A 24,021-nucleotide genomic window follows, 5' to 3' on the forward strand; every position below is an offset into this window, starting at 1 on the left:
TGCCTGCCGTGTATTCCTTGTCCGACGCGGCTTCCAGGCCTGCCGCGGGGAACCCTGCGAAAACCTGTCAGGAAGCTTGCGCAGCGCTAACCGCGGGGCTTTGCGCACCTTCCTAGAATGCCGGCGTCGGTTGTTTCCAGAGGAAGCCATGCATGCTCCTGGGGCGTTTCGTCTCGGTCGGCGCCGGTGCCACCGCCGTTCATTACCTGGTGCTGACCCTCCTGGTCGAGGGCTTCGCCGTCGGCGCCGCCGTGGCCGCCGCGACGGGAGCAGGCTGCGGGGCTCTGGCTGCCTACCTGGGGCATCGCTGGAAGACTTTCCGCCACCGTGGCCCGGTGTTCCGTTCGCTGCCGCGCTTCTTCGCCGTCAGCCTGCTTTGCGTACTCGGCAACGCCGTCCTGGTGTTGCTGCTCGGCGACCTCGCCGGACTCGACTATCGCCTGGCCCAGCTCGCCGCGACCGGCGCACTGCTGTTGGCGACCTATCACCTTCATCGACTCTGGACCTTCTCATGATGATCGAACCTTCCCTGGCGTCGAAGCTCGAGGCCCCCTGCCTGCTCAGCGTGGTAGTGCCGGTGTTCAACGAGGAGGCGGTGCTGCCAGCCTTCCACCAGCGCCTGGGCGCCGTGCTCGGCGACCTTGGCGACGATTGCGAGGTGCTCTATGTCGACGACGGCAGCACCGACCGCAGCGCGACGATCCTCGCCCAGCTACAGGCCGCCGACCGCCGGGTGGGCGTGGCCCGCTTCACCCGTAACTTCGGCAAGGAACAGGCGATGAGCGCCGGGCTCAAGCTGTCGCGCGGCGCCGCGGTGATCGTCATCGATGCCGACCTGCAGGATCCCCCGGAACTGATCCCGCAGATGCTCGACGCCTGGATCGGCGGCGCCGAAATGGTCAACATGCGCCGCCGCAGCCGGGCCGGCGAAAGCTGGCTGAAGCGCGCCTCGGCGAGCGCCTTCTACCGGCTGATCAACCGCCTCAGCGAGGTGCCGATCCCGCGCGACGTCGGCGATTTCCGCCTGCTCGACCGGCGGGTGGTCGATGCCCTTTGCGAGCTGCCGGAAGGCAATCGCTTCATGAAGGGACTGTTCGCCTGGGTCGGTTTCCGCCAGGTCGATATCGCCTATAGCCGCGCCGCTCGCGTCGCCGGCCACAGCAAGTGGCGCTACTGGCGGCTGTGGAACTTCGCCCTGGAAGGCATCACCGGGTTTTCCACCGCGCCGCTGAAGGTCGCCGGCTACCTCGGCCTGCTCAGCCTGCTGGCGGCCCTGGCGACCCTGCTCGCCGGGATCTTCGGCCAGCAGGAGATCCACGAACACTGGCCGGTGATCGCCGCGCTGTTCCTGATCGGTGGCCTGCAACTGCTGGCCATCGGCGTATGCAGCGAATACCTCGGGCGGATGACCATGGAAGCGCGGCGCCGCCCGCTCTACCTGATCGACCGCTACCTGCCGGCGCAGGTCGGCGGGGCCAATCCGTGAGGGCGCTGCGCGGCTGGCCGCTGGCCTGGTTCCTGCTCGCCCTGGCCTTCGCCATCCGCCTGCTGAGCCTGGGCAGCTATCCGCTGATGGACACCACCGAGGCCCGCTATGGCGAGGTGGCGCGGAAGATGGCCGAACTGGGCGACTGGATCACGCCCTGGTACGACGTCGGCGTGCCGTTCTGGGGCAAGCCGCCGCTGGCCTTCTGGCTCAGCGCCGGCGGCCAGCTTCTGCTCGGCGCCAACGAGTTCGCCAGCCGCCTGCCGCACTGGTTGCTGGGCGTGCTGGTGCTGTGGCTGGTATGGGACTGGCAGGCTCGCGACGATCGTCGGCAGGCGCGGATCGCCTGCGTCCTGCTGGGCAGTTCGGCGCTGTTCTTCGTCGCCTCCGGGGCGGTGATGACCGACATGGCCCTGGCCCTGGCCCTGGTCCTGACCATGCGCGGCTTCTGGCTGGGCCTGCATGGCGCGGAGGGAATCCGGCGCCGCGAGGGCTGGCTGATGTTCCTCGGCCTCGGCCTCGGGCTGCTGGCGAAAGGACCGCTGACGCTGATCCTCGCCGGACTGCCGATCGGCCTGTGGGCCTTGCTGGAGTGGCGCTGGCGCGCGCTCTGGCGGGGCCTGCCATGGATCCGCGGAAGCCTGCTGATGCTCCTGGTGGCCGCGCCCTGGTACCTGCTGGCGGAGTTGAAGACGCCAGGCTTCCTCGAGTACTTCCTGCTCGGCGAGCATTGGCAGCGCTTCGTCACCGCCGGCTGGGACGGCGACCGCTACGGCAATGCCCACGCCTATCCCTACGGCAGCGTCTGGCTGTTCCTGCTGGCCGCCGCGTTTCCCTGGAGCCTCTGGCTGCCGCTGCTGCTCTGGCTGGGCTGGCGCCAGCGCGGGGAGGTGGTCGATGGCGTCGCCTCGCGCAGGCGCTACTGGCTGTTCTGGGGACTGGCGCCGTGCCTGTTCTTCACCTTCGCCGGCAACGTCCTCTGGACCTACGTGCTGCCCGGCCTGCCGGCCCTGGCGTTGCTCGCCGCCGACCTGCTGCGCGCGCCGCTGGCGCGCAGCGCCTGGCTGCGGCGTGGCGGGCTGGCCTGCCTGGCGCTGACGCCGTTGCTGTTCGCGCTGTTCCTCGGCTCCCTGCTGCTGGGCTCGCGCGCCGAGCAGAAGTCCACCGCCGCGCTGCTGGCCAGCGACGCCGGCTGGCGCGAGCGGCCGCTGGTGTTCTGGCCGAAGCGGCCGTACTCGGCAGTGTTCTACAGCGGCGGGCGGGCACAACGGGCGGAGGACAGCGAACTGGCCGGCTGGTTGCGTCGCGACGCCCTGCTGGCGATCCGCTCGCGTTCGTTCGGCGCCTTGCCCGACGAGGTGCGCCAGCGCTTACGCTGCCGGCCGCCGGTGGGACAGTACCAGTTATGCCAGGGCGTGGCGCCGCCTGGCTGAGACTACCTCGGCCGGTAGGCGCAGTGGCCGGGACGCGGGCCGATGCGCGGGTGGTTGCGGCAGGTGTCCGGGCGGCGGGCATAGATGGTGCACAGGCGGGTCTTGCGGTCGAGGTACAGGCAGTCGCCGTTGGCCATGCGGGTGAGGGTGAAGATCTCGCGCTTGTGGTTGAAGTGCTCGATCACGCCATCCTTTTCCAGTCGCTTGGCGATTCGCTTGGCCGGTTCCTCGCGCTCGAACTCGTCGACCAGTCGCATGCGGATCAGGTCGTCGATGCGCACTTCCACCGGCAGCGTGCAGCAGGTCGCGTTGCACTCGCCGCACAGGCCTTCGCGGTATTTCACCCAGGTATCCAGGCGGTCGGGGTCGGCGGCGGCGAGCGGGATCTTCTTCATCGGCGGGCGGGGGCGGGGAAAACGGGCGCGCAATGATAGTGGCTGCGCGCCCGTTGCGCTCGTCCGGGCGATGAGCGTCAGTGCCGCGGGCCCTCCCGCCATACCGGTCGGTCCTGCTCGTCCAGCGCCCAGTGCGCGGTGCCGGCGCGCAAGCGTACGCCGCCGACCCAGCGTTCGGGGGCGCCGAGGTCGAGGCGGTAGCGCCGCCCGGCCAGGACCTCGCGGCCCGCAGCGGTCAGCGCCAGCGGCTGGCGTTCCCAGGGCAGTTCCGGCGCCGGCGTGCGCAGCAGCGCACCGGGCTCTTCCAGCAGCGCGCGGAGCAGGACGCGGAACATCAGGTCGCCGAGATAGGGCAGCGGCTCACGCCGTGCGGTCAGCTCGGCGAAGACCTGGCCGGCGCTCGGCCGCTCGCCGTCGCGGACGATCTCCAGGGCCAGCCGTTCGCTCAGCGACAGGCCGTCGCGCAGGGCCGGCAGTTCATGCAGTTGCCGACGCAGCGCCGGCCCCAGCAACGGTAGCGCCGGGGTTGGCGCGGCGGCCAGTTGCGCCCAGCGCAGTGGCACCGGATCGCGGTAGGCGTCCCAGGCCGCGCGGGCCAGCGCCAGGACTTCGGCGTCCAGCGGGCGGCGCCGAGTCCATAGCCAGGCGAGCAGCTCAGGCGCCAGTTGGCCGATGCCGACGAAGCGCTCGACGCCTGGCACGCGGTCGATCTCGATCAGTTCCAGATGCTCCGGCGGCGTCTGCATTCCTGCCAGCACCCGGACCAGGAACAACTGGTCGTAGGCATCCGCCTCGCACCAGAGCGCCACCCGCGAGTATTCGCCGAGCCGCTCGAGCCCGGCGTATTCCTGGCGCTGGCGGGCCTGGGCGTCGGCCGGGTCGAGGTCGAAGGCGCGGCTCAGGTAGTCGCTGCGCAGGGCGAGGAACTCGGGCAACGGCAGGTTCGGCACCGGTCCCATGGTCAGCGGGTCGGCGAACATCCGGAAGTCGCCGCGAAAGCCGGCGAGCTTCAGGCCGTGGGCGATGTCGTTGCCGCAGCGCAGGTGCAGGGTCGCGGCCTCGTCGCTGCCGACCAGGTCGGGGTGGCGGCTGGCGAAGGCGATGGCGTCGACATGCGCCTTGAGTCGCGGCCAACTGGCGAAGCCCAGTTCGCGCGCCACCTGCCACTGGGCGTCGGCCAGGCGCGGCTCCTGCCCCGGAAGCCCTGTACGGCTGGCCGGGTCGCGGCGCCACTGGCGCAACAGCTCCTTGGCGCGCTTGCGTTGCTGTTCGAGATTGATCCGGCCGTCGCCGAGAGTGCGGGAAAAGGACATACGATCTCCTCTGCAGCCTTGTCCGCCCTCAGGCCTGGAGTCGCATGCGCGATGCGTGGGGTGGATCGCCTGGGCGCTGCCCTTTCCGCGGACGGGAGGCGTGGAGAACGCCGAGGCCGACTATAGGCCGGCCGACGCGTCCGCGGCAAGACGCACTCAGCCCTTGCGGATCATCCAGATGCCGGCGCCGATCAGTGCCAACCCGCCCAGTTTCAGCGCGCTGATCGGTGCCTCGCGGAAGCCGGCCCAACCGAAGTGGTCGAGGCTCACGGCCATGCCCAGCTGGCCGGCGAGCACCAGCACCATGAACATCAGCGCGCCGATGCGCGGCGCGGCGAAGGCGGCGATGAAGATGAAGAACATGCCGAGGAAACCGCCGCACCAGTGCCACCAGCTCAGCCCGCGCAATGCCGCCAGGCCGGGAAACTCGCGCTGCGAGAGGGTCAGGGCGAGCAACCCGAGGGTGCCGACGAAGAACGAGATCAGTGCCGCGGCGAGGACGCTGGACACCTGCTTGGCCAACTGGCCGTTGATCCCTGCCTGCAGCGGCAGGCAGGCGCCGGCGAGCAGGGGCAGGACGAACAGCCACCAGGGGGGAGTGGGCATGGAAGACTCCTGGAACGATGACGGCGAGCGCGTCCCGCGCATGGCGAGGGACGGGCCGGAGTGGTACGGGGAGTCGCACAGTATGCACCAGGCGGGGGCGGGGGAGGAAAACGCGGGGCCTCATCGCACGCCCTCGGATTCCGCCCGGCGGGTAATCGCGAACGGTTGTTCGCCCTACGGCCGCCATGCCGCCAGCGGCGTTATCCCCCTACAAGCGCGCCGCCAGCATGGCCCCCTCGCGAATCGCCCGCTTGGCATCCAGTTCCCCTGCCACCCGCGCCCCACCGATCAGGTGGAAGCGCAGGCTTTCCGCCGCCTGGCTGATCTGCAACTCGCGCAGCGGCTCCTGGCCGGCGCAGATCACCACGTTGTCCACCTCCAGCCAGCGTTCCTCGCCGTCGACGCGGATCAACAGGCCGCGTTCGTCGATCTTCAGGTACTCCACCCCGCCGAGCATGCGTACGGCGTTGTGCCTGAGGTGCGCGCGGTGCACCCAGCCGCTGGTCTTGCCGAGCTGCGCGCCGGGGGCGCCGGGCTTGCGCTGGAGCAGCCAGACCTGGCGCGCCGGCTGCGTCGGAGCGGGTTCGCGGAGGCCGCCGGGCTGGCTGTTGTCGAGGTCCACGCCCCATTCCGCGAGCCATTCGCCGAGCGCCCGCGGCTGGCCGTCGCTGGGCGCGGCGACGAGGAAGGCGGCGACGTCGAAGCCGATGCCGCCGGCGCCGACGATGGCGACCCGCGCGCCCACCGGCGCGCCGCGCAGCACGTCCACGTAGCTGAGTACGGTCGGTCCGCCGATGCCGTCGATCCTTGGCCGGCGTGGCTGGATGCCGGTGGCCACCACCACGTCGTCGAACTGACCGTCCAGCTCGCCCTGGCGCACCCGGTGGCCGAGGCGCAGGTCGACGCCGAGGCGTTCCAGGCGCACGCGGAAGTAGCGCAGGGTTTCGCGGAACTCTTCCTTGCCGGGAATCCGCTTGGCCAGGTTGAACTGCCCGCCGATTTCCCCGCTCGCCTCGAACAGGCTGACCCGATGCCCGCGCTCGGCGGCTACGCAGGCGGCGGAGAGCCCGGCGGGGCCGGCGCCGATCACCGCGATGCGCTTCTGCGTGCGCGCCTTGCGGTAGCGCAACTCGGTCTCGAAGGCCGCCCGCGGGTTGACCAGGCAGGTGGCGCGGCGGTTGGCGAAGGCATGATCGAGGCAGGCCTGGTTGCAGGCGATGCAGGTGTTGATCTCCTCGGCCCGGCCGGCACTGGCCTTGGCCACGAACTGCGGGTCGGCCAGCAGCGGCCGGGCCATCGATACCAGGTCGGCCTTGCCGGCGGCGAGCAGGGATTCGGCGACCTCCGGGGTGTTGATCCGGTTGCTGGCGATCACCGGCACCTTCAGTTCGTGGCGCAGCCGTGCGCTGACCTCGGCGAAGGCCGCGCGCGGCACCGAGGTGACGATGGTCGGCACACGCGACTCGTGCCAGCCGATGCCGGTGTTGAGCAGGGTGATGCCGGCTTCCTCCAGGGCCAGGGCGATGCGCCGTACTTCGTCCCAGGTATTGCCGCCCTCGACCAGGTCGAGCAGCGACAGGCGATAGCAGAGGATGAAGCGTTCGCCGACGATCCGCCGGATGCCGCGGACGATCTCCAGCGCCAGGCGCATGCGGTTTTCCAGCGGGCCGCCCCACTGGTCGTCGCGGCGGTTGGTGCGCGGGCAGAGGAACTGGTTGAGCAGGTAGCCTTCGCTGCCCATCACTTCCACGCCGTCGTAGGCGGCGGCCTTGGCCAGCCGCGCGCAACGGACGAAGGCGCGGATGGTCTTGCGGATGCCGCGCTCGGAGAGTTCGCGCGGGGTGAACCAACTGATCGGCGACTTCAACGGCGAGGCGGACACCGCCATCGGGTGGTAGCCATAGCGCCCGGCGTGGAGGATCTGCAGCAGGATCTTGCCGCCCTCGGCATGCACCGCCTGGGTCAGGCGACGATGGGCGGGCACCTCCAGGGCGCTGGTGAGGCTGCTGCCGAAGGGCAGCAGCCAACCTTCGCGGCAGGGCGCGAAGCCGCCGGTGACGATCAGCCCGACGCCGCCCCGGGCGCGCTCGCGATAGTAGGCGGCGAGCTTGCCGAAGTCCCACAGGCGATCCTCCAGCCCGGTGTGCATCGAACCCATCACCACGCGGTTGCGCAGACGGGTGAAGCCCAGGTCCAGCGGGGCCAGCAGGTGCGGATAGGGAGCGGCGGCGAGCGGCGGGTAGGGGTTGCGCATGGCGCGGTTCCGGTAGCCAGGGACGCTTCACCATAGGAAGTTGCGCCGCCGCCGAATGCGGCCCGCTTGCCGGAACCGCCAGGCATTTCGGTCAAGCCGGCGGACTGGCTGATCGGATAGGTGCTCGCCGCGCTGCTCCGCTGTGGCCCCGGGTGACAGGCGGCGAAAGCTCTCCGACAGCACTTGCGGCGCGGCGGGCGGAATGGAAACGACGGCGCTGTTACCCGGGGTAATGGCGTGCGCCGGGAGCCCAACTTAAGCACGGCTCGACGCCTTTGGCGGCGCTGTCAGGCTGGGGTTCCGGCCCGCTCAGCACGTGCCTTGCCAACTGCCTGTCCAATCCGAACGGAGTCTCGACGATGAACAAGAACAAGACGTTCCTCGCGGCGGCGCTGGTAGCGCTGGCCGCCAGCCTTCCCGTGCACGCTGCGACCGACTACACCCGCACGCGCTATCCCATCGTGCTGTCCCACGGTCTGTTCGGCTTCAAGAGCGTCGGCCCGGTGGACTACTGGCACGCTATCGTGCCGGCCCTGGAGAAGGACGGCGCGAAGGTCTTCGCTACCTCGCAATCGCCGGTGAACAGCAACGAGGTGCGCGGCGAACAGCTACTGGCGCAGGTGGAGGAAGTCCTGGCCCTGACCGGCGCGGAGAAAGTCAACCTGATCGGCCACAGCCAGGGCGGCATGACCGTGCGCTACGTCGCCGGGGTGGCGCCGCAACTGGTGGCCTCGGTCACCACCATGGGCACGCCGCACAAGGGCACGCCGGTAGCCGACGCGTTGACTGGCTTCAGCGAGTTCCTCGGGCCGATCGGCACCGAGGTGATCGCCTCGGCGGTGGAGGCGTTGTTCGCGGTGGTCGACATCGTCGACGGCGGCGAGTGGGTCAAGGGCGACGCGCTGGCTGCCCTGAACAGCCTCAACACTCCCGGCACCGCGCAGTTCAACCAGCGCTTCCCGCAGGCGATCCCGGCCAGCGCCTGCGGCCAGGGCGCGGAGACGGTAGCCGGGGTGCGCTACTACTCGATGAGCGGCACCGGCTCCCTGACCAATGCGCTCGACCCGAGCTCCGCCGGCCTGGCGGTGACCGGGCTGCTGTTCGGCGAGGCCAACGACGGTCTGGTCGGGCGATGCTCCAGCCACCTGGGTAGCGTGGTGAAGGACAACTACCGGATGGACCACCTGGACGAGGTCAACCAGTTGCTCGGCCTGGTCAGCCTGTTCGAGACCGACCCGACCCAGGTCTACCGGCAGCATGCCAATCGCCTCAGGAACGTCGGACTCTGATCCATTCGCCGGGTCGCCGCAGCCGTAGGCGACCCGGCATTAGCCTTTGGTCTAATGGCACCTGGATATCACCTCCTGTTCGCGCGCCTCGCGGCGTTCGGACCCGTCCCGATTCCGCGCACCTTGCTGGACAAGGTTTGCGCCGCCGTGTAATGACTCCGGTCAAGGCAGAAAAACCCAGCGTTCGTGTAGGGTTCGCTGCCCCGTAGCCATGCCCGGCTGGCGTACCTCGCCAGGCTGGCTATCTTTTAACCAGAGACATCCGGCCATGTCCCGGGTGTCCTTTGCCTGATGCAGGAGATGCACGATGGATATGAACCGTCGGCAATTCTTCAAGGTCTGCGGTATAGGCCTTGGAGGATCGAGCCTTGCGGCGCTCGGGATGGCCCCCACGGAGGCCTTCGCCGACCAGGTCCGCCACTTCAAGCTGGCGCACACGGTCGAGACCCGCAACACCTGTACCTACTGTTCGGTCGGTTGCGGCCTGATCATGTACAGCCAGGGCGACGGCGCCAAGAACGTCGCGCAGAACATCATCCACATCGAGGGCGACGCCGACCATCCGGTCAACCGCGGCACCCTCTGCCCGAAAGGCGCCGGCCTGCTGGACTACATCCACAGCCCGAACCGCCTGAAGTATCCGGAAGTGCGCGAGGCCGGCTCCAGCGAGTGGAAGCGCATCGAGTGGGACGAAGCCCTCGAGCGCATCGCCAAGCTGATGAAGGAAGACCGCGACGCCAACTTCGTCGAGAAGAACGAGCAGGGCCAGACCGTCAACCGCTGGTTGACCACCGGCTTCCTCGCCGCGTCCGCCTCGTCCAACGAAGCCGGCTACATCACCCACAAGGTGGTGCGTTCCCTCGGCATTCTGGGATTCGACAACCAAGCGCGTGTCTGACACGGCCCGACGGTGGCAAGTCTTGCCCCGACGTTTGGCCGTGGAGCCATGACCAACCACTGGACCGACATCAAGAATGCCGATCTGGTGCTGATCATGGGCGGCAACGCCGCCGAAGCCCACCCATGCGGATTCAAATGGGTCACCGAAGCCAAGGCGCACAACAAGGCGCGGCTGCTGGTGGTCGATCCGCGTTTCACCCGTTCCGCCTCGGTCGCCGACTACTACGCGCCGATCCGGACCGGCACCGACATCGCCTTCCTCGGCGGCCTGATCAACTACCTGCTGGAAAACGACAAGATCCAGCACGAATACGTGCGCAACTACACCGATGTCTCGTTCATCGTGAAGGAAGGCTTCAGCTTCGAGGACGGCCTGTTCAACGGCTACGACGCCGAGAAGCGGACCTACCCGGACAAGTCCTCCTGGGGCTACGAGATCGGTGAGGACGGCTATGCCAAGGTCGACCCGACCCTGACCCACCCGCGCTGCGTGTTCAACCTGCTCAAGCAGCACTACAGCCGCTACACCCCGGACGTGGTGAGCAACATCTGCGGTACGCCGAAGGACATGATGCTCAAGGTCTGGGCGGAAATCGCCGAGACTTCCAAGCCGGGCAAGGTCATGACCATCATGTACGCCCTGGGCTGGACCCAGCACTCGGTAGGCGCGCAGATGATCCGCACCGGCGCGATGGTCCAGCTGCTGCTGGGCAACATCGGCATGCCCGGCGGCGGCATGAACGCTCTGCGCGGCCACTCCAACATCCAGGGCCTGACCGACCTCGGCCTGCTGTCCAACTCGCTGCCGGGCTACCTGACCCTGGCGATGGACGCCGAGCAGGACTACGACGCCTACATCGCCAAGCGCACGGCCAAGCCGCTGCGCCCGGGACAACTGTCCTACTGGCAGAACTACGGCAAGTTCCACGTCAGCCTGATGAAGGCCTGGTTCGGCAAGTCGGCGACCAAGGAAAACAACTGGTGCTACGACTGGCTGCCCAAGCTCGACATGCCGGGCGCCGGCTACGACGTGCTGCGCTACTTCGACATGATGTACCAGGGCAAGGTCAACGGTTACTTCTGCCAGGGCTTCAACCCCATCGCCTCGTTCCCCAACAAGGCCAAGGTCGGCGCCGCGCTGGCGCGCCTGAAGTGGATGGTGGTGATGGACCCGCTGGTGACCGAGACCTCGGAGTTCTGGCGCAACGTCGGCGAATACAACGACGTCGACACCGCCAGCATCAAGACCACGGTGTTCCGCCTGCCCACCTCCTGCTTCGCCGAGGAAGACGGCTCGATCGTCAACAGCGGCCGCTGGTTGCAGTGGCACTGGAAGGGCGCCGAGCCGCCGGGCCAGGCGCGTCCGGACATCGCCATCATGGCCGGGCTGTTCCACCGCCTGCGCGAGATGTACCGCAAGGACGGCGGGGCCTTCCCCGACCCGATCCTCGGCCTCGACTGGTCCTACCTCAAGCCCGACGAACCGGGCCCGGACGAACTGGCCCGGGAGTTCAACGGCAAGGCCCTGAGCGACCTGGTCGACCCGGCCAACGGCATGATCCTGGCCAAGGCCGGCGAGCAGTTGCCGGGCTTCGCCCTGCTGCGCGACGACGGCAGCACGGCGAGCGGCTGCTGGATCTTCGCCGGCTCCTGGACCCAGCAGGGCAACCAGATGGGCCGCCGCGACAACAGCGACCCCTACGGCATGGGCCAGACCCTCGGCTGGGCCTGGGCCTGGCCGGCGAACCGGCGGATTCTCTACAACCGCGCCTCGGCCGACGTCAGCGGCAAGCCATGGGACCCGGAGAAGAAGCGCCTGGTGTGGTGGAACGGCAAGTCCTGGGGCGGCACCGACGTGCCCGACTACAAGGCCGACGTACCGCCGGAAGCCGGGATGAACCCGTTCATCATGAACCCCGAAGGGGTGGCCCGCCTGTTCGCCGTCGACAAGATGGCCGAAGGCCCGTTCCCCGAGCACTACGAGCCGTTCGAGACGCCGATCGGGGTGAACCCCTTGCACCGCGACAACCGCAAGGCGATCAGCAACCCGGCGGCACGGGTGTTCAAGAACGACATGGAACTGTTCGGCACGGCCGACGAGTTCCCCTACGCGGCGACCACCTACCGGCTCACCGAGCACTTCCACTACTGGACCAAGCACTGCCGGCTGAATGCGATCACCCAGCCCGAGCAGTTCGTCGAGATCGGCGAGGCGCTGGCCAAGGAGCTGGGCATCAATGCCGGCGACAAGGTCAAGGTCTCCTCCAACCGCGGCTACATCAAGGCGGTGGCGGTGGTGACCAAGCGCATCCGCCCGCTGCAGGTGGACGGCAAGACCGTGCACCACGTCGGCATCCCGATCCACTGGGGCTTCGCCGGCATGGCGCGCAACGGCTTCCTGGCCAACACCCTGACCCCCTTCGTGGGCGACGGGAATACCCAGACGCCGGAGTTCAAGTCGTTCCTGGTCAACGTGGAAAAGGCGTGAGGTGAAACATGAGTAGTCAGGATATCCACGCCCGCTCCGCGACCACCACGCCGATGCCCTCGGTGCGGAACCAGGAGGAAGTGGCGAAACTGATCGACGTGTCCAAGTGCATCGGTTGCAAGGCCTGCCAGGTCGCCTGCTCGGAATGGAACGAGCTGCGCGACGAGGTCGGCCACAACCACGGCACCTACGACAACCCCATGGACCTGACGGCCGACTCGTGGACGGTGATGCGTTTCACCGAGTACGAGAACGAGGCCGGCAACCTCGAGTGGCTGATCCGCAAGGACGGCTGCATGCACTGCGCCGAGCCGGGCTGCCTGAAGGCCTGCCCGAGCCCGGGGGCGATCGTGAAATACGCCAACGGCATCGTCGACTTCAACCAGGACAAGTGCATCGGTTGCGGCTATTGCATCACCGGTTGCCCGTTCGACATCCCACGGATCTCGCAGAAGGACCACAAGGCCTACAAGTGCAGCCTGTGTTCCGACCGCGTCTCGGTGGGCATGGAGCCGGCCTGCGTGAAGACCTGCCCGACTGGCGCCATCGTCTTCGGCAGCAAGGAGGACATGAAGGAACACGCCGCCGAACGCATCGTCGACCTGAAGAGCCGCGGCTACGAGAACGCCGGCCTGTACGACCCCGAAGGGGTGGGCGGCACCCACGTGATGTACGTGCTGCACCACGCCGACAAGCCGTCGCTCTACGCCGGCCTGGCCGAACAGCCGAGCGTCAGCCCGCTGGTCAGCCTGTGGAAGGGCGTGACCAAGCCGCTGGCGCTGCTGGCCATGGGCGCCACGGTGCTCGCCGGGTTCTTCCACTACGTGCGCGTCGGTCCCAACCGCGCGGACGACGAGGAAGACCACGGGCAAGCCGAGGCACCGGTGCACCAGGTCGATCCGTCGGTACACACCTTTGACCCGCACGAGCGTCGTTGAGCCTGCGCGCGGGCGTTGCCGCCGGTCCTCCGCGACCCGGCGGCAGCGGCGGCGCTCTCGAGGAGTCGGAAATGAAAAATGAAATCCAGCGCTACAACGCCAACGAGCGCAGCAACCACTGGGCCGTGGCGATCCTGTTCTTCATGGCCGGGTTGTCCGGGCTGGCGCTGTTCCACCCGGCGCTGTTCTGGCTGACCAACCTGTTCGGCGGCGGTCCCTGGACGCGTATCCTGCACCCCTTCCTGGGGCTGGCGATGTTCGTCTTCTTCCTCGGTCTGGTGGTGCGCTTCGCCCACCACAACCGGGTGCAGAAGAGCGATATCCAGTGGCTCAAGCAGTGGCGCGACGTGGTCAGCAACCGCGAGGAGAACCTCCCGGAAGTCGGCCGCTACAACGCCGGGCAGAAGCTGCTGTTCTGGGTGCTGCTGCTGAGCATGCTGACCCTGCTGGTCACCGGCATCGTGATCTGGCGCCAGTACTTCAGTGCCTGGTTCGGCATCGAGGCGATCCGCCTGTCGGCGCTCCTGCACGCCTTCGCCGCCTTCGTCCTGATCGCCAGCATCATCGTGCACATCTACGCCGGCATCTGGGTCAAGGGCTCGATGGGCGCGATGCTCTACGGCAAGGTCAGCCGCGCCTGGGCGCGCAAGCACCATAACGGCTGGCTGAAGGAAGTCGGCAAGGGCGAGGAGCACTGACGCGTATAGTGTCGCCATCGCCCGACCGGAGGCCCCAGCGATGGGGCCTTTGCATTCATTCCGCGCCCCTCCGGGCGCCCGATCGTTGCGGCGCGGCCCACCGGCCCGCCGGCGCAGACCCGAGGAGTTCCCGTGTCACGCACCATTCTTCAGCCGGGGCAGATCGAAGCCGCCGCCAACATTCCCCCGCACCTGCACCAGCCGTCGCGCGACCTGTTCGCCCGCCGCGGCGAGCGCCTGCTGCAACTGGCCGAGGGGCACCCGATGGGCGACTACCTGCGCCTGGTCGCCGGTCTCTGCCGGCTCCAGCAGGCGCTGCTGGACAACCCGCCGGCGCTGGCCCCGCTCGACCCCGAGCGCCTGCGCAAGAGCCGCGAGCACGGCATGCCGCCGCTGGCCTACGACCTGCTGGTGCGCGAAGGCGCCTGGCTGCCCTGGCTGGATGCCCTGCTCGCGGGCTACCCGGCGCCGGCCAACGCCGCCGTCGGCGCGGCACTCGAACAATTGCGCGAAGCCGACGAAGGCCAGCGCAAGGCCTGGGCCATCGCCCTGCTCAGCGGTCAGTTCGACCTCCTGCCGGCGGCCCTGGTGCCGTTCCTCGGCGCCGCCCTGCAAGTAGCCTGGAGCCATTGGCTGCTGGGACTGGAGGAGGGCGCGGTGGTCGAGACCGAGAGCCGGACCTTGTGCCCCGCCTGCGGCTCGCCGCCGATGGCCGGGATGATCCGCCAGGGCGGCAAGGAAACCGGCCTGCGCTACCTGAGCTGCTCGCTGTGCGCCTGCGAATGGCACTACGTGCGAATCAAGTGCAGCCACTGCGAGGAAAGCAAGCACCTGGCCTACCTGTCCCTGGAGCATGACGGGCAGCCGGCGGAAAAAGCCGTGCTGCGCGCCGAGACCTGCCCCAGTTGCCAGGGCTACCTGAAGCAGTTCTACCTGGAGTTCGACCGCCACGCCGATGCCCTTGCCGACGACCTGGCCAGCCTGGCGCTGGACATGCGCCTGGCCGAGGACGGCTACCTGCGGCGTTCGCCGAACCTGTTGCTGGCCCCCGGCGGCGAATAGCCGAAGACGCTGCGGGCATGCGCCGACGCGTCTATGATGGGCGTGTCGGTGACCCTACCCTGTGGATAAGGTTTCTCCATGAGTTCCGTTCGCTTGCCTTCGGTCGACCGCCTGCTGCGCAGCGCGGCGGCCGCTCCCCTGCACCAGCGCTATGGCCGCGAGGCGTTGCTGGCGACCCTCCGCGACCTGCTCGACGAACTGCGCGAGCCGGCCCGACACGGTGCCCTCGCCGAGATCGAACTGAGCGAGGCGGTGCTCGCCGGGCGCGCCGGCGAACGCCTCGCCGCGCAGCATGCCAGCCGCGTGCGGCGGGTGTTCAACCTGACCGGCACGGTGTTGCATACCAACCTCGGCCGCGCCCTGTTGCCGGACGAAGCCATCGAGGCGATCACCCTGGCCGCGCGCTACCCGCTGAACCTGGAGTTCGACCTGGCCAGCGGCAAACGCGGCGACCGCGACGACCTGATCGCCGGGCTGATCCGCGAACTCACCGGCGCCGAGGCGGTCACCGTGGTCAACAACAACGCGGCGGCGGTGCTGCTGGCGCTGAACAGCCTGGGGGCGCGCAAGGAAGGGATCATCTCGCGCGGCGAGCTGATCGAGATCGGCGGCGCCTTCCGCATTCCCGACATCATGGCCCGCGCCGGCGTGCGCTTGCACGAGGTGGGCACCACCAACCGCACCCACGCCAGGGACTACGAAGCCGCCATCGGCCCGCGCAGCGGCCTGCTGATGCGCGTGCATACCAGCAACTACAGCGTCCAGGGCTTCACCGCCAGCGTGCCCACCGCGCAACTGGCGGCCATCGCCCATGGCCACGGCCTGCCGCTGCTGGAAGACCTCGGCAGCGGCACCCTGGTGGACCTGACCCGCTGGGGCCTGCCCAAGGAACCGACGGTGCAGGAAGCCCTGGCCGACGGCGCCGACATCGTTACCTTCAGCGGCGACAAATTGCTCGGCGGGCCCCAGGCCGGGCTGATCCTCGGCAACCGCGAACTGATCGGGCGGATCAAGAAGAACCCGCTCAAGCGCGCCCTGCGCGTCGACAAGCTGACCCTCGCCGCCCTCGAGGCGGTGCTCGGCCTGTACCGCGATCCGGACCGCCTCGCCGAACGCCTGACCACCCTGCGCCTGCTCAGCCGCCCGGCGGCGGAGATCCGCGCCCAGGCCGAGCGTCTGGCGCCGGCGCTGGGCGAGGCGCTCGGCGAGGGCTGGGAGGTCGCCGCGGTCGACGCCCTGGGCATGATCGGCAGCGGCGCGCAGCCGGTGGCGCGGCTGGCCAGCGCCGCGCTGTGCCTGCGTCCGCGGCAGCCCAGGCGCCTGCGCGGACGCGCCCTGCGCAACCTCGAGGAAGCCCTGCGCGGGCTGCCGCTGCCGGTGATCGGTCGGCTCGACGACGACGCCCTCTGGCTCGACCTGCGCCAGCTCGACGACGAGCCGGCGTTCCTCGCCCAGTTGCCGCGACTGCGGAGCGAGCTGTCGTGATCGTCGGCACCGCCGGGCACATCGACCACGGCAAGACCTCGCTGCTGCGTGCCCTCACCGGCATCGAGGGCGACCGCCGCCCGGCCGAGCGCCAACGCGGGATCACCATCGACCTGGGCTACCTCTACGCCGACCTTGGCGACGGCAGCCCCACCGGCTTCATCGACGTGCCCGGTCACGAGCGCTTCGTCCACAACATGCTGGCCGGCGCCAGCGGCATCGATTGCGTGCTGCTGGTGGTGGCCGCCGACGACGGCCTGATGCCGCAGACCCGCGAGCACCTGGCGATCGTCGAACTGCTCGGTATCCGCCGGGCGCTGGTGGCGCTGACCAAGATCGACCGGGTCGAGCCGCAGCGGGTGCAGCAGGTGCGGACCCAGGTCGAACACCTGCTGGCCTCCGGCCCGCTGGCGCGCTCGCCGATCTTCCCGCTCTCCAGCAGCACCGGGGAGGGCGTCGCGGCGTTGCGCGAAGCACTCGGCGGGCTCGCCGGCGAAGTCCGCGAGCGTAGCCGCGAGGGATACTTCCGCCTGGCGGTGGACCGGGCCTTCAGCGTCGCCGGCAGCGGCATCGTGGTCACCGGCACGGCCTTCTCCGGACAGGTCGCGCTGGGCGACGAACTGCTCCTCGGCAACGCCGGACGGCCGGTGCGGGTGCGCGGCCTGCACGCGCAGAACCGGCCCGCGCAACAGGCCTGGGCCGGCCAGCGCGTGGCCCTGAACATCGCCGGCGAGCGCCTCGCGCTGGAACAGATCCAGCGCGGCGACTGGCTGCTGCAGGCAGCGCTGCACGCGCCGACCACGCGGGTCGACATCGACTTCCGCCTGTTGCCCGACGAACTCCGCGACTTCACCCACTGGACCCCGGTGCACCTGCACCTGGGCACCCAGGACGTCACCGGACGCCTGGCCCTGCTCGAAGGCGAACAACTGGAGCCTGGCCACCGCGCCTTCGCCCAACTGGTGCTGAACGCGCCGATCCAGGCCCTGCACGGCGACCGCCTGGTGCTGCGCGACCAGTCGGCGCAGCGCACCCTTGGCGGTGGGCGGGTGCTCGACGGCGCCGCGCCGGCGCGCAACCGACGAACGCCGGCACGTCTGGCACAGCTCCAGGCGCTGCGCCAGGAAAGCCTGGAGGAGGCGCTGCCGACCTTGCTCGGCGCGGCCGAGAACGGCCTAGACCCGCAACGCCTGGTGCAATCCTTCAACCGCCCGCGCGAGCACTGGCGGCTGCCGGAAGAGGTGGTCGAGGTGCAGACCCGCCTCGGCCCCCGGTTGTTCGCCGGGGAGCGCTGGTTCGCCCTGGTCGAGCAACTGCTCGCCGGCCTGCGGCGCTTCCACGAAGAGCTACCGGACGAACTCGGTCCCGACCGCGACCGCCTGCGTCGCTACGCCCTGCCGCAGCTGGAGCGGCCGGTGTTCATCGCCTTGCTCGAGGCCGCCCTGGCCGGCGGCGACGTGCACAGCAGCGGGCCCTGGCTGCACCTGCCCGGCCACGAAGTGCGCCTGAGCGATAGCGAGGAGCAACTGCGCGCGCGCCTCTGGCCGCTGCTCGAAGCCGGCCGCTACGACCCGCCCTGGGTTCGCGACCTGGCCCGCGAGCTGCGCCAGGACGAAGCCGCCATGCGCAACCTGCTGCGCAAGCTGGCGCGCCTGGGCCAGTTGCAGCAGGTGGTGCGCGACCTGTTCTACCCGGAAGCCACCCTGCGTCAATTGGCCGAGATCGCCGTGCAGGTGCGCGATCCCGCCGGGCTGATCCGCCCGGCGGAATTCCGCGACCGCCTGGGCATCGGCCGCAAGCGCAGCATCCAGATCCTCGAGCACTTCGACCGCATCGGCCTGACCCGCCGCATCGGCAACGACCGTCGCCTGCGCGAGGGCTCGGCGCTGGCCGAACAGTTGCTCGGCGGCGTCTCGCCCTGAGTCTCAGGGGGCGACGCGCTGCCCCTGGCTCAGGCACTCGATGAACAGCGCGAACAGTTCCGACTGCGAGCCGACTTCCAGCTTGGTGTAGAGATTCTTCCGGTGCATGCGCACGGTCTCCGGGGAGATGTCCATCAGCCGCGCGCTGGATTTCGCCGAGTGGCCGCTGAGCAGCAGGTGGCAGGCCTCGCGTTCGCGGTCGGTGAGCACGCCGCGACCGAAGCCGCGCAGCACTTCCTGAAGGCGCGGGGCGAGGTCGGCCTGCGGGTTCGGCGAGAGGTTGGCGCGGCCGGCGCAGAACTGCCGGGCCAGCTCCAGCACCGGCGGCGCCAGGCCGGCGAGGGCGGCGACCTGGGCGTCGCTGTAGCGGCTCGCCGAAAGGCCGTTGTAGAGACAGATCGAGAGCTTCTCGGTGGGGCCGAGGTCGAGGATGTAGTAGACGTCCTCCACCGCTCCGGCGCCGAGGTAGTAGGTCTGGTAGTAGGCGCTCTGGAAGAAGTCGTCGGGGGCGATCTCGCCGAGGGTGTAGAAGCCTTCCGGAAGGCCTTCCTCCACCGCCAGGCAGAAAGGGTCGAGCAGGTAGCCGCGGGAGAAGTAGCGGCGGATGATCGCCTCGCGGAAGCGCTCGGCGATGCCGCGCTCGTAGAGCAGGGTGGGCGCGTGGCCCTTGCGTTCCAGGCTGATCATGCTCGACTCGATCGGCACCAGTTGGTGGATGGCGTCGACCAGCGCGGCGAGGAAGTCGGGTTGGCGCAGGCGCCGGATCGCCAGCGCCAGGTGTTCGTGCCAGCGGTCGAGGGCGTTCGGGGCGATGGCCTGCATGGACGGTACGGCTCGTTCTTGTCGTTGTCGCCGCAGGATAGCAAGCCGCGTCGGCCGCACCCAGCGCTTACCCCAAAATGGGGTATGGCCCGCCGCGCGGTGCTCTTGCACCCTCGGAGCATCCATCCGAGAAGAGCGACAGCCCGATGAACGCAAGACTGCACGCCACGTCCCCCCTCGGCGACGCCGACCTGGTCCGTGCCGACCAGGCCCACTACATGCACGGCTACCACGTGTTCGACGACCACCGCGTCAACGGCTCGCTGAACATCGCCGCCGGCGACGGCGCCTATATCTACGACACCGCCGGCAACCGCTACCTCGACGCGGTGGGCGGCATGTGGTGCACCAACATCGGCCTGGGGCGCGAGGAAATGGCTCGCACCGTGGCCGAGCAGACCCGCCTGCTGGCCTATTCCAATCCCTTCTGCGACATGGCCAACCCGCGCGCCATCGAACTCTGCCGCAAGCTCGCCGAGCTGGCCCCCGGCGACCTCGACCACGTGTTCCTCACCACCGGCGGTTCCACCGCCGTGGACACCGCGATCCGCCTCATGCACTACTACCAGAACTGCCGCGGCAAGCGCGCCAAGAAGCACGTCATCACGCGGATCAACGCCTACCACGGCTCGACCTTCCTCGGCATGTCGCTGGGCGGCAAGAGCGCCGACCGGCCGGCCGAGTTCGACTTCCTCGACGAGCGCATCCACCACCTCGCCTGTCCCTACTACTACCGCGCTCCGGAAGGAGTGGGCGAGGCCGAGTTCCTCGATGGCCTGGTGGAGGAGTTCGAACGCAAGATCCTCGAACTGGGCGCCGACCGGGTGGGGGCGTTCATCTCCGAACCGGTGTTCGGCTCCGGCGGCGTGATCGTCCCGCCCGCGGGCTACCACCGGCGGATGTGGGAGCTGTGCCAGCGCTACGACGTGCTGTACATCTCCGACGAAGTGGTGACCTCCTTCGGCCGCCTCGGCCACTTCTTCGCCAGCCAGGCGGTGTTCGGCGTACAGCCGGACATCATCCTCACCGCCAAGGGCCTCACCTCCGGCTACCAGCCGCTGGGCGCGTGCATCTTCTCCCGGCGCATCTGGGAGGTGATCGCCGAGCCGGACAAGGGCCGCTGCTTCAGCCATGGTTTCACCTACTCCGGCCACCCGGTGGCCTGCGCGGCGGCGCTGAAGAACATCGAGATCATCGAGCGCGAGGGCCTGCTCGCCCACGCCGACGAGGTCGGCCGCTACTTCGAGGAGCGCCTGCAAAGCCTCCGCGACCTGCCCATCGTCGGCGACGTGCGCGGGATGCGCTTCATGGCCTGTGTCGAGTTCGTCGCCGACAAGGCGAGCAAGGCGCTGTTCCCGGAAAGCCTGAACATCGGCGAGTGGGTCCACCTGCGGGCGCAGAAGCGCGGCCTGCTGGTTCGTCCGATCGTCCACCTGAACGTGATGTCGCCGCCGCTGATCCTCACCCGCGAACAGGTCGATACCGTGGTCCGGGTGCTGCGCGAGAGCATCGAGGAAACCGTGGAGGACCTTGTCCGCGCCGGTCACCGGTAAGCGCCGGGGCGCCGCCGGCGCCCCACCCGAACATTCAGGAGAACCCCAATGGACGACAACAAGAACAAGGTCCTGCGGTTGCGCGATGTGGTGCTCTACACGGTCTCGGCGATGCTCTTCATGGACCAGATCGCCCTGGCTTCCTCCCTCGGTCCGTCGAGCCTGTTCTGGTGGCTCTACGTGCTGGTCCTGCTGTTCCTGCCGATGGCCATGATGACCTCCGAGCTGGGCACCGCCTTCCCCGCCAACGGCGGCGTCTACCACTGGGTGCGCAGCGCCTTCGGCTTCCGCTGGGGGGCCCGGGTGTCATGGATGTACTGGGTCAACAACGCACTGTGGATGCCTTCGGTCTACACCCTGTTCGGCAGCATGCTCGGCGCCTTCTATTTCCCCGAGCTGAGCCTCTGGGGCAAGATCGCCATCGGCATCGCCCTGGCGCTGCTCACCGCGGCGTTCAACGTGGTCGCGCTGCGCTTGGGCAAGTGGCTGCCGAACCTCGGCGCGCTGCTCAAGCTGCTCGCGGTGCTCGCCCTGGGCGTCGGCGGCCTGCACCACGGCTGGAACCATGGCTTCGCCAACGACTTCAGCCTGGACTCCATCGTCCCGTCCTCGCCGGGCCAGATGGCCGCGCTGGGAGTGATGGTCTACGGCATCATGGGGACCGAGCTGGCCTGTTGCAGCGCCGCGGAGATGCGCAACGCGCGCCGCGACATCCCGCGCGCGGTGCTGATCTCCGGGCTGATCGTCGGCGCCTTCAACATCTTCGGCACCCTCGGCGTGCTGGCCGCGGTACCGGCCGAGGATACCGACGTCACCCGGATCTTCGCCCACACCCTCTACAACATCTACGGCCACGACGGCGCCGGCGGGATGCTCGCCGACCTGGTCGGCGTCTTCGTCCTGTTCACCCTCTTCACCAACATGGTCACCTGGAGCATGGGCACCAACCGTGCCGCGGTGGAAGCGGCCAAGGCCGGCGAGCTGCCGGCGCTGTTCGGCGTGGTCCATTCGCGCCACGGCACGCCGATCGGCTCGGCGGTGCTGGCCTCGGCGGTGAGCATCGTCCTGCTGCTGCTCTACGGCCTGGTGGCGCACACAGCCGAGGAACTGTTCTGGACCCTGCTGTCGATCTTCGCCATGGTTTTCATGATGCCCTACGTGCTGATGTGCCTGGCCTTCGTCCGCCTGCGCCGCGCCGACCCGCGTCCACGGCCCTACCGGATGCCGCTGGGCGACCGCCTGGCCAGTCTCTGGGCGCTGTTCGTCGCGCTGCATGTGCTGGCCGGCATCTGCCTGTTCGTCGTCACCCCCGGCGCGCCGATGGACTGGGCCTACGCCGGCAAGATCGTCGGCGGCGTGGCGCTGGCCCTGGCCGTGGGCGAACTGCTGATCCGCCAGGCGGCGCGAAGGCGCGGCGTGACGTCGCTGCGCGGTGCCTACGGTTGAGGAGCGGCCCTGTCGCAACAGCGCCTATGGCGTTAATGTGCCGTTAACGCCCTTGGTGGGTAATGGGTCGCAGCGCAACACGGAGAAGGTCGTCATGTCCGAACGAGAGCACTGGCAACGGGTATACGAGAGCAAGCCGTCCGACGCGGTGAGCTGGTTCCAGGCCGAGGCGACGCTGTCCCTCGACCTGATCCGACGCATCGGCGCGCCCCGCGAGGCGGCGATCATCGATGTCGGCGGCGGCGCCTCGACCCTGGTCGACGGCCTGCTCGCCGAAGGCTTCGGCGACCTGACGGTGCTCGACCTTTCCGACGCCGCCCTGCGCGTCGCCCGCAACCGCCTCGGCGCGCGCGGCGAAGAGGTGCGCTGGATCGCCGGCGACATCACCGGCGTCGACCTGCCGGAAGCCACCTACGATGTCTGGCACGACCGCGCCGTGTTCCACTTCCTTACCACTGCCGAAGCCCGCCGCGCATACGTGCGCCAGGTGATGAAGGCGGTCCGCCACGGCGGCCACGTGATCGTCGCCACCTTCGCCGCCGACGGTCCGACCGAATGCAGCGGCCTGCCGGTCATGCGCTACGACGCCGACGAACTGCACGCCGAGTTCGGCTCCGCCTTCCAGCTCACCGAGCACCGCGACGAACACCACGTCACTCCCGCCGGCCGGGTCCAGCACTTCGTCTACTGCCATTGCCTGAAACGCCTGTGAAGTGCTCCGAGGCTGGGCTACGCTCTGCTCGCCCGGCCATGCGAGCGACTTTCCATGACATCCGGCATTTCTTCTTCGGACCCCGGCCTGATAAGCTCCCGTCTCGAGGAAAACCTCTTGCAAATCAAAGAGGAAGGCAATCACGCCCGGTGGCGTGGCCGGACTTCAAATCCGGTGGGGGACGGCAGCCGTTCCTGGGTGGGTTCGACTCCCACTGCCTTCCGCCAATTCTCCGCTCGCTTTCGGCGGCCATCGTGTCTCACAGGATCAAGCGTCTATCTCGGTCCGTTCCAGCAGAAGCAGCGTCTCACCCGTCCCCGTCGTCTCCCTGACCAGCGCTCCCCGCTCATTCCAAAACGCACTCCTGCCCGCCGCCTTCCAGCCACCCGTCGGCCCGCCATGGTTGGCCAGCAGCACGCCCATTCCGTGCTCGCGGGCATAACCGGCCAGTAGGGTCGAGTCGGCCGGGTAGCCATTTTCTCCGATCAGCGCGCTGGCGATGTAGAGGCGAGCGCCGGCACGGGCGGCGTGGGCCGGGTGGCTGGGTTGGCTGAAGTCGGCGCAGACCGCCAACGCCATCGGCAGGCCGTCGATCTCCAGCAGGGGGCCGCCGTCGCCGGATGAGAAGTGGCGTTCCTCGCCCGCGTGCAGGTGCTGCTTGGCATAGACGCCGAGGCTGCCGTCGGCGCCGAGGATCAGGGCGGCGATCAGCGGCTTGGCATGCTTCGGCGAGCGCAGCGGCAGGCCGACCACCGTGGTCATCCGTGCCTGCTCGGCGAGCTGGCGCAGCGGTTGCAGCAGGGGCGTGTCCGCGGGCTGGGCGAGGGCGGCGGCAGCGGTGGGTTCGTAGCCGGTGAGCGACAGTTCGGGAAACACCAGCAGGCGCACGCCCCGTGCCTGGGCGATACGCATCAGGCGCAGGTGGTCGTCGAGGTTGCGTGGCAGGTCGGCGGGGTGGGCGCAGCTCTGGGCGGCGGCGATCAGCGTCATGGGGCTGTCTCGGGTATGGATGGCACAAATTCGCCAGTAGAGCCGAAGGCAGCATTTCCGGGAAGAGGCGATTAGCGGCTGCGCTACGTTTGGCTGGGGAGGGCGCTTTCGTCGCCGCGAAGCCGTAAGATAACGCGCTTCATGGCGCGCCCGACGGACGAGTGCGCACGCTTGCCTCGGGAGAACAGGGATGGCCGAGATCAATCCGCTTTCAACGGACCTGCAACAG

The 24,021-nt window shown here is 69.0% G+C and carries 19 protein-coding genes and 1 tRNA gene; 14 read left to right on the plus strand and 6 right to left on the minus strand.

The window, feature by feature from the left end:
• Positions 1-152: 152 nt before the first annotated feature.
• From AC4OR5_RS21250 to AC4OR5_RS21260, 3 genes are read left to right on the plus strand one after another with little or no spacing between them, the layout of a single operon-like run.
• The gene (locus AC4OR5_RS21250; protein WP_003116095.1) at positions 153-515 is read left to right on the plus strand and encodes a GtrA family protein; all 363 of its coding nucleotides are present in this window, start codon (positions 153-155) and stop codon (positions 513-515) included.
• Positions 512-1,486, plus strand: coding sequence for a glycosyltransferase family 2 protein (locus AC4OR5_RS21255; protein WP_003107470.1), 975 nt, complete (start codon positions 512-514; stop codon positions 1,484-1,486). Before AC4OR5_RS21250 ends, AC4OR5_RS21255 begins: the two co-directional genes overlap by 4 nt.
• Entirely contained in the window at positions 1,483-2,919 is a 1,437-nt protein-coding gene (locus AC4OR5_RS21260; RefSeq protein ID WP_031639514.1) for an ArnT family glycosyltransferase, read from the plus strand. Before AC4OR5_RS21255 ends, AC4OR5_RS21260 begins: the two co-directional genes overlap by 4 nt.
• 2 nt (positions 2,920-2,921) lie before the next feature.
• Here AC4OR5_RS21260 and AC4OR5_RS21265 read toward each other — a convergent pair whose 3' ends face one another.
• From AC4OR5_RS21265 to AC4OR5_RS21280, 4 genes are all read right to left on the minus strand, one after another.
• On the minus strand, positions 2,922-3,416 hold the full coding sequence (locus AC4OR5_RS21265; protein ID WP_073647283.1) for a YkgJ family cysteine cluster protein: 495 nt from the start codon (positions 3,414-3,416) through the stop codon (positions 2,922-2,924).
• The gene (locus tag AC4OR5_RS21270) at positions 3,392-4,627 is read right to left on the minus strand and encodes a DUF1835 domain-containing protein (protein WP_058159918.1); all 1,236 of its coding nucleotides are present in this window, start codon (positions 4,625-4,627) and stop codon (positions 3,392-3,394) included. The genes AC4OR5_RS21265 and AC4OR5_RS21270 overlap by 25 nt, the downstream gene beginning before the upstream one ends.
• Before the next feature lie 156 nt (positions 4,628-4,783).
• Positions 4,784-5,233 carry a DMT family transporter gene (locus AC4OR5_RS21275; RefSeq protein ID WP_003107883.1) on the minus strand — a complete coding sequence of 150 codons (450 nt, stop codon included), beginning with the start codon at positions 5,231-5,233 and terminating at the stop codon, positions 4,784-4,786.
• Between the two features lie 208 nt (positions 5,234-5,441).
• Complete coding sequence (locus AC4OR5_RS21280; RefSeq protein WP_023099965.1) at positions 5,442-7,487, minus strand: NADPH-dependent 2,4-dienoyl-CoA reductase; 2,046 nt, start codon at positions 7,485-7,487, stop codon at positions 5,442-5,444.
• A 359-nt stretch (positions 7,488-7,846) separates the two neighbouring features.
• On the opposite strand from AC4OR5_RS21280, the gene lipC reads away from it, so the two are divergent.
• The 7 genes from lipC to selB all read left to right on the plus strand — a co-directional run bounded on the left by lipC (position 7,847) and on the right by selB (position 18,269).
• Complete coding sequence (gene lipC, locus AC4OR5_RS21285) at positions 7,847-8,776, plus strand: lipase LipC (RefSeq protein WP_058159917.1); 930 nt, start codon at positions 7,847-7,849, stop codon at positions 8,774-8,776.
• Positions 8,777-9,083: 307 nt separating this feature from the next.
• Positions 9,084-12,164 carry a formate dehydrogenase-N subunit alpha gene (gene fdnG / locus AC4OR5_RS21290; RefSeq protein ID WP_023518136.1) on the plus strand — a complete coding sequence of 1,027 codons (3,081 nt, stop codon included), beginning with the start codon at positions 9,084-9,086 and terminating at the stop codon, positions 12,162-12,164.
• Between the two features lie 8 nt (positions 12,165-12,172).
• Positions 12,173-13,102 (plus strand): formate dehydrogenase subunit beta, encoded by a 930-nt coding sequence (gene fdxH / locus AC4OR5_RS21295; protein WP_021263671.1) that lies wholly within the window; start codon positions 12,173-12,175, stop codon positions 13,100-13,102.
• Positions 13,103-13,173: 71 nt separating this feature from the next.
• Positions 13,174-13,800 (plus strand): formate dehydrogenase subunit gamma, encoded by a 627-nt coding sequence (locus AC4OR5_RS21300; protein ID WP_003095316.1) that lies wholly within the window; start codon positions 13,174-13,176, stop codon positions 13,798-13,800.
• A 132-nt stretch (positions 13,801-13,932) separates the two neighbouring features.
• Positions 13,933-14,862, plus strand: coding sequence for a formate dehydrogenase accessory protein FdhE (gene fdhE, locus AC4OR5_RS21305; protein WP_003116089.1), 930 nt, complete (start codon positions 13,933-13,935; stop codon positions 14,860-14,862).
• Positions 14,863-14,940: 78 nt separating this feature from the next.
• Entirely contained in the window at positions 14,941-16,347 is a 1,407-nt protein-coding gene (gene selA, locus AC4OR5_RS21310) for an L-seryl-tRNA(Sec) selenium transferase (protein WP_003135280.1), read from the plus strand.
• The gene (gene selB, locus AC4OR5_RS21315) at positions 16,344-18,269 is read left to right on the plus strand and encodes a selenocysteine-specific translation elongation factor (RefSeq protein ID WP_023092651.1); all 1,926 of its coding nucleotides are present in this window, start codon (positions 16,344-16,346) and stop codon (positions 18,267-18,269) included. Before selA ends, selB begins: the two co-directional genes overlap by 4 nt.
• Positions 18,270-18,272: 3 nt before the next feature.
• Here selB and AC4OR5_RS21320 read toward each other — a convergent pair whose 3' ends face one another.
• Positions 18,273-18,956: a response regulator transcription factor gene (locus AC4OR5_RS21320; protein WP_004365407.1), complete on the minus strand. Its 684-nt coding sequence runs from the start codon at positions 18,954-18,956 to the stop codon at positions 18,273-18,275.
• 281 nt (positions 18,957-19,237) lie between these two features.
• On the opposite strand from AC4OR5_RS21320, the gene AC4OR5_RS21325 reads away from it, so the two are divergent.
• The 4 genes from AC4OR5_RS21325 to AC4OR5_RS21340 all read left to right on the plus strand — a co-directional run bounded on the left by AC4OR5_RS21325 (position 19,238) and on the right by AC4OR5_RS21340 (position 23,029).
• Positions 19,238-20,644, plus strand: coding sequence for an aminotransferase (locus tag AC4OR5_RS21325; RefSeq protein WP_003111398.1), 1,407 nt, complete (start codon positions 19,238-19,240; stop codon positions 20,642-20,644).
• Between the two features lie 48 nt (positions 20,645-20,692).
• Positions 20,693-22,090: an APC family permease gene (locus AC4OR5_RS21330; protein WP_058155646.1), complete on the plus strand. Its 1,398-nt coding sequence runs from the start codon at positions 20,693-20,695 to the stop codon at positions 22,088-22,090.
• A gap of 94 nt (positions 22,091-22,184) precedes the next feature.
• Entirely contained in the window at positions 22,185-22,802 is a 618-nt protein-coding gene (locus tag AC4OR5_RS21335; RefSeq protein ID WP_003095305.1) for a class I SAM-dependent methyltransferase, read from the plus strand.
• A gap of 131 nt (positions 22,803-22,933) precedes the next feature.
• A tRNA-Sec gene (locus tag AC4OR5_RS21340) sits at positions 22,934-23,029 on the plus strand.
• Positions 23,030-23,069: 40 nt separating this feature from the next.
• On the opposite strand, the gene AC4OR5_RS21345 is transcribed toward AC4OR5_RS21340, so the two are convergent.
• Positions 23,070-23,792, minus strand: coding sequence for a carbon-nitrogen hydrolase family protein (locus AC4OR5_RS21345; protein ID WP_058156336.1), 723 nt, complete (start codon positions 23,790-23,792; stop codon positions 23,070-23,072).
• Between the last annotated feature and the right edge of the window lie 229 nt (positions 23,793-24,021).

It is taken from the genome of Pseudomonas sp. YA1 (assembly GCF_058680555.1).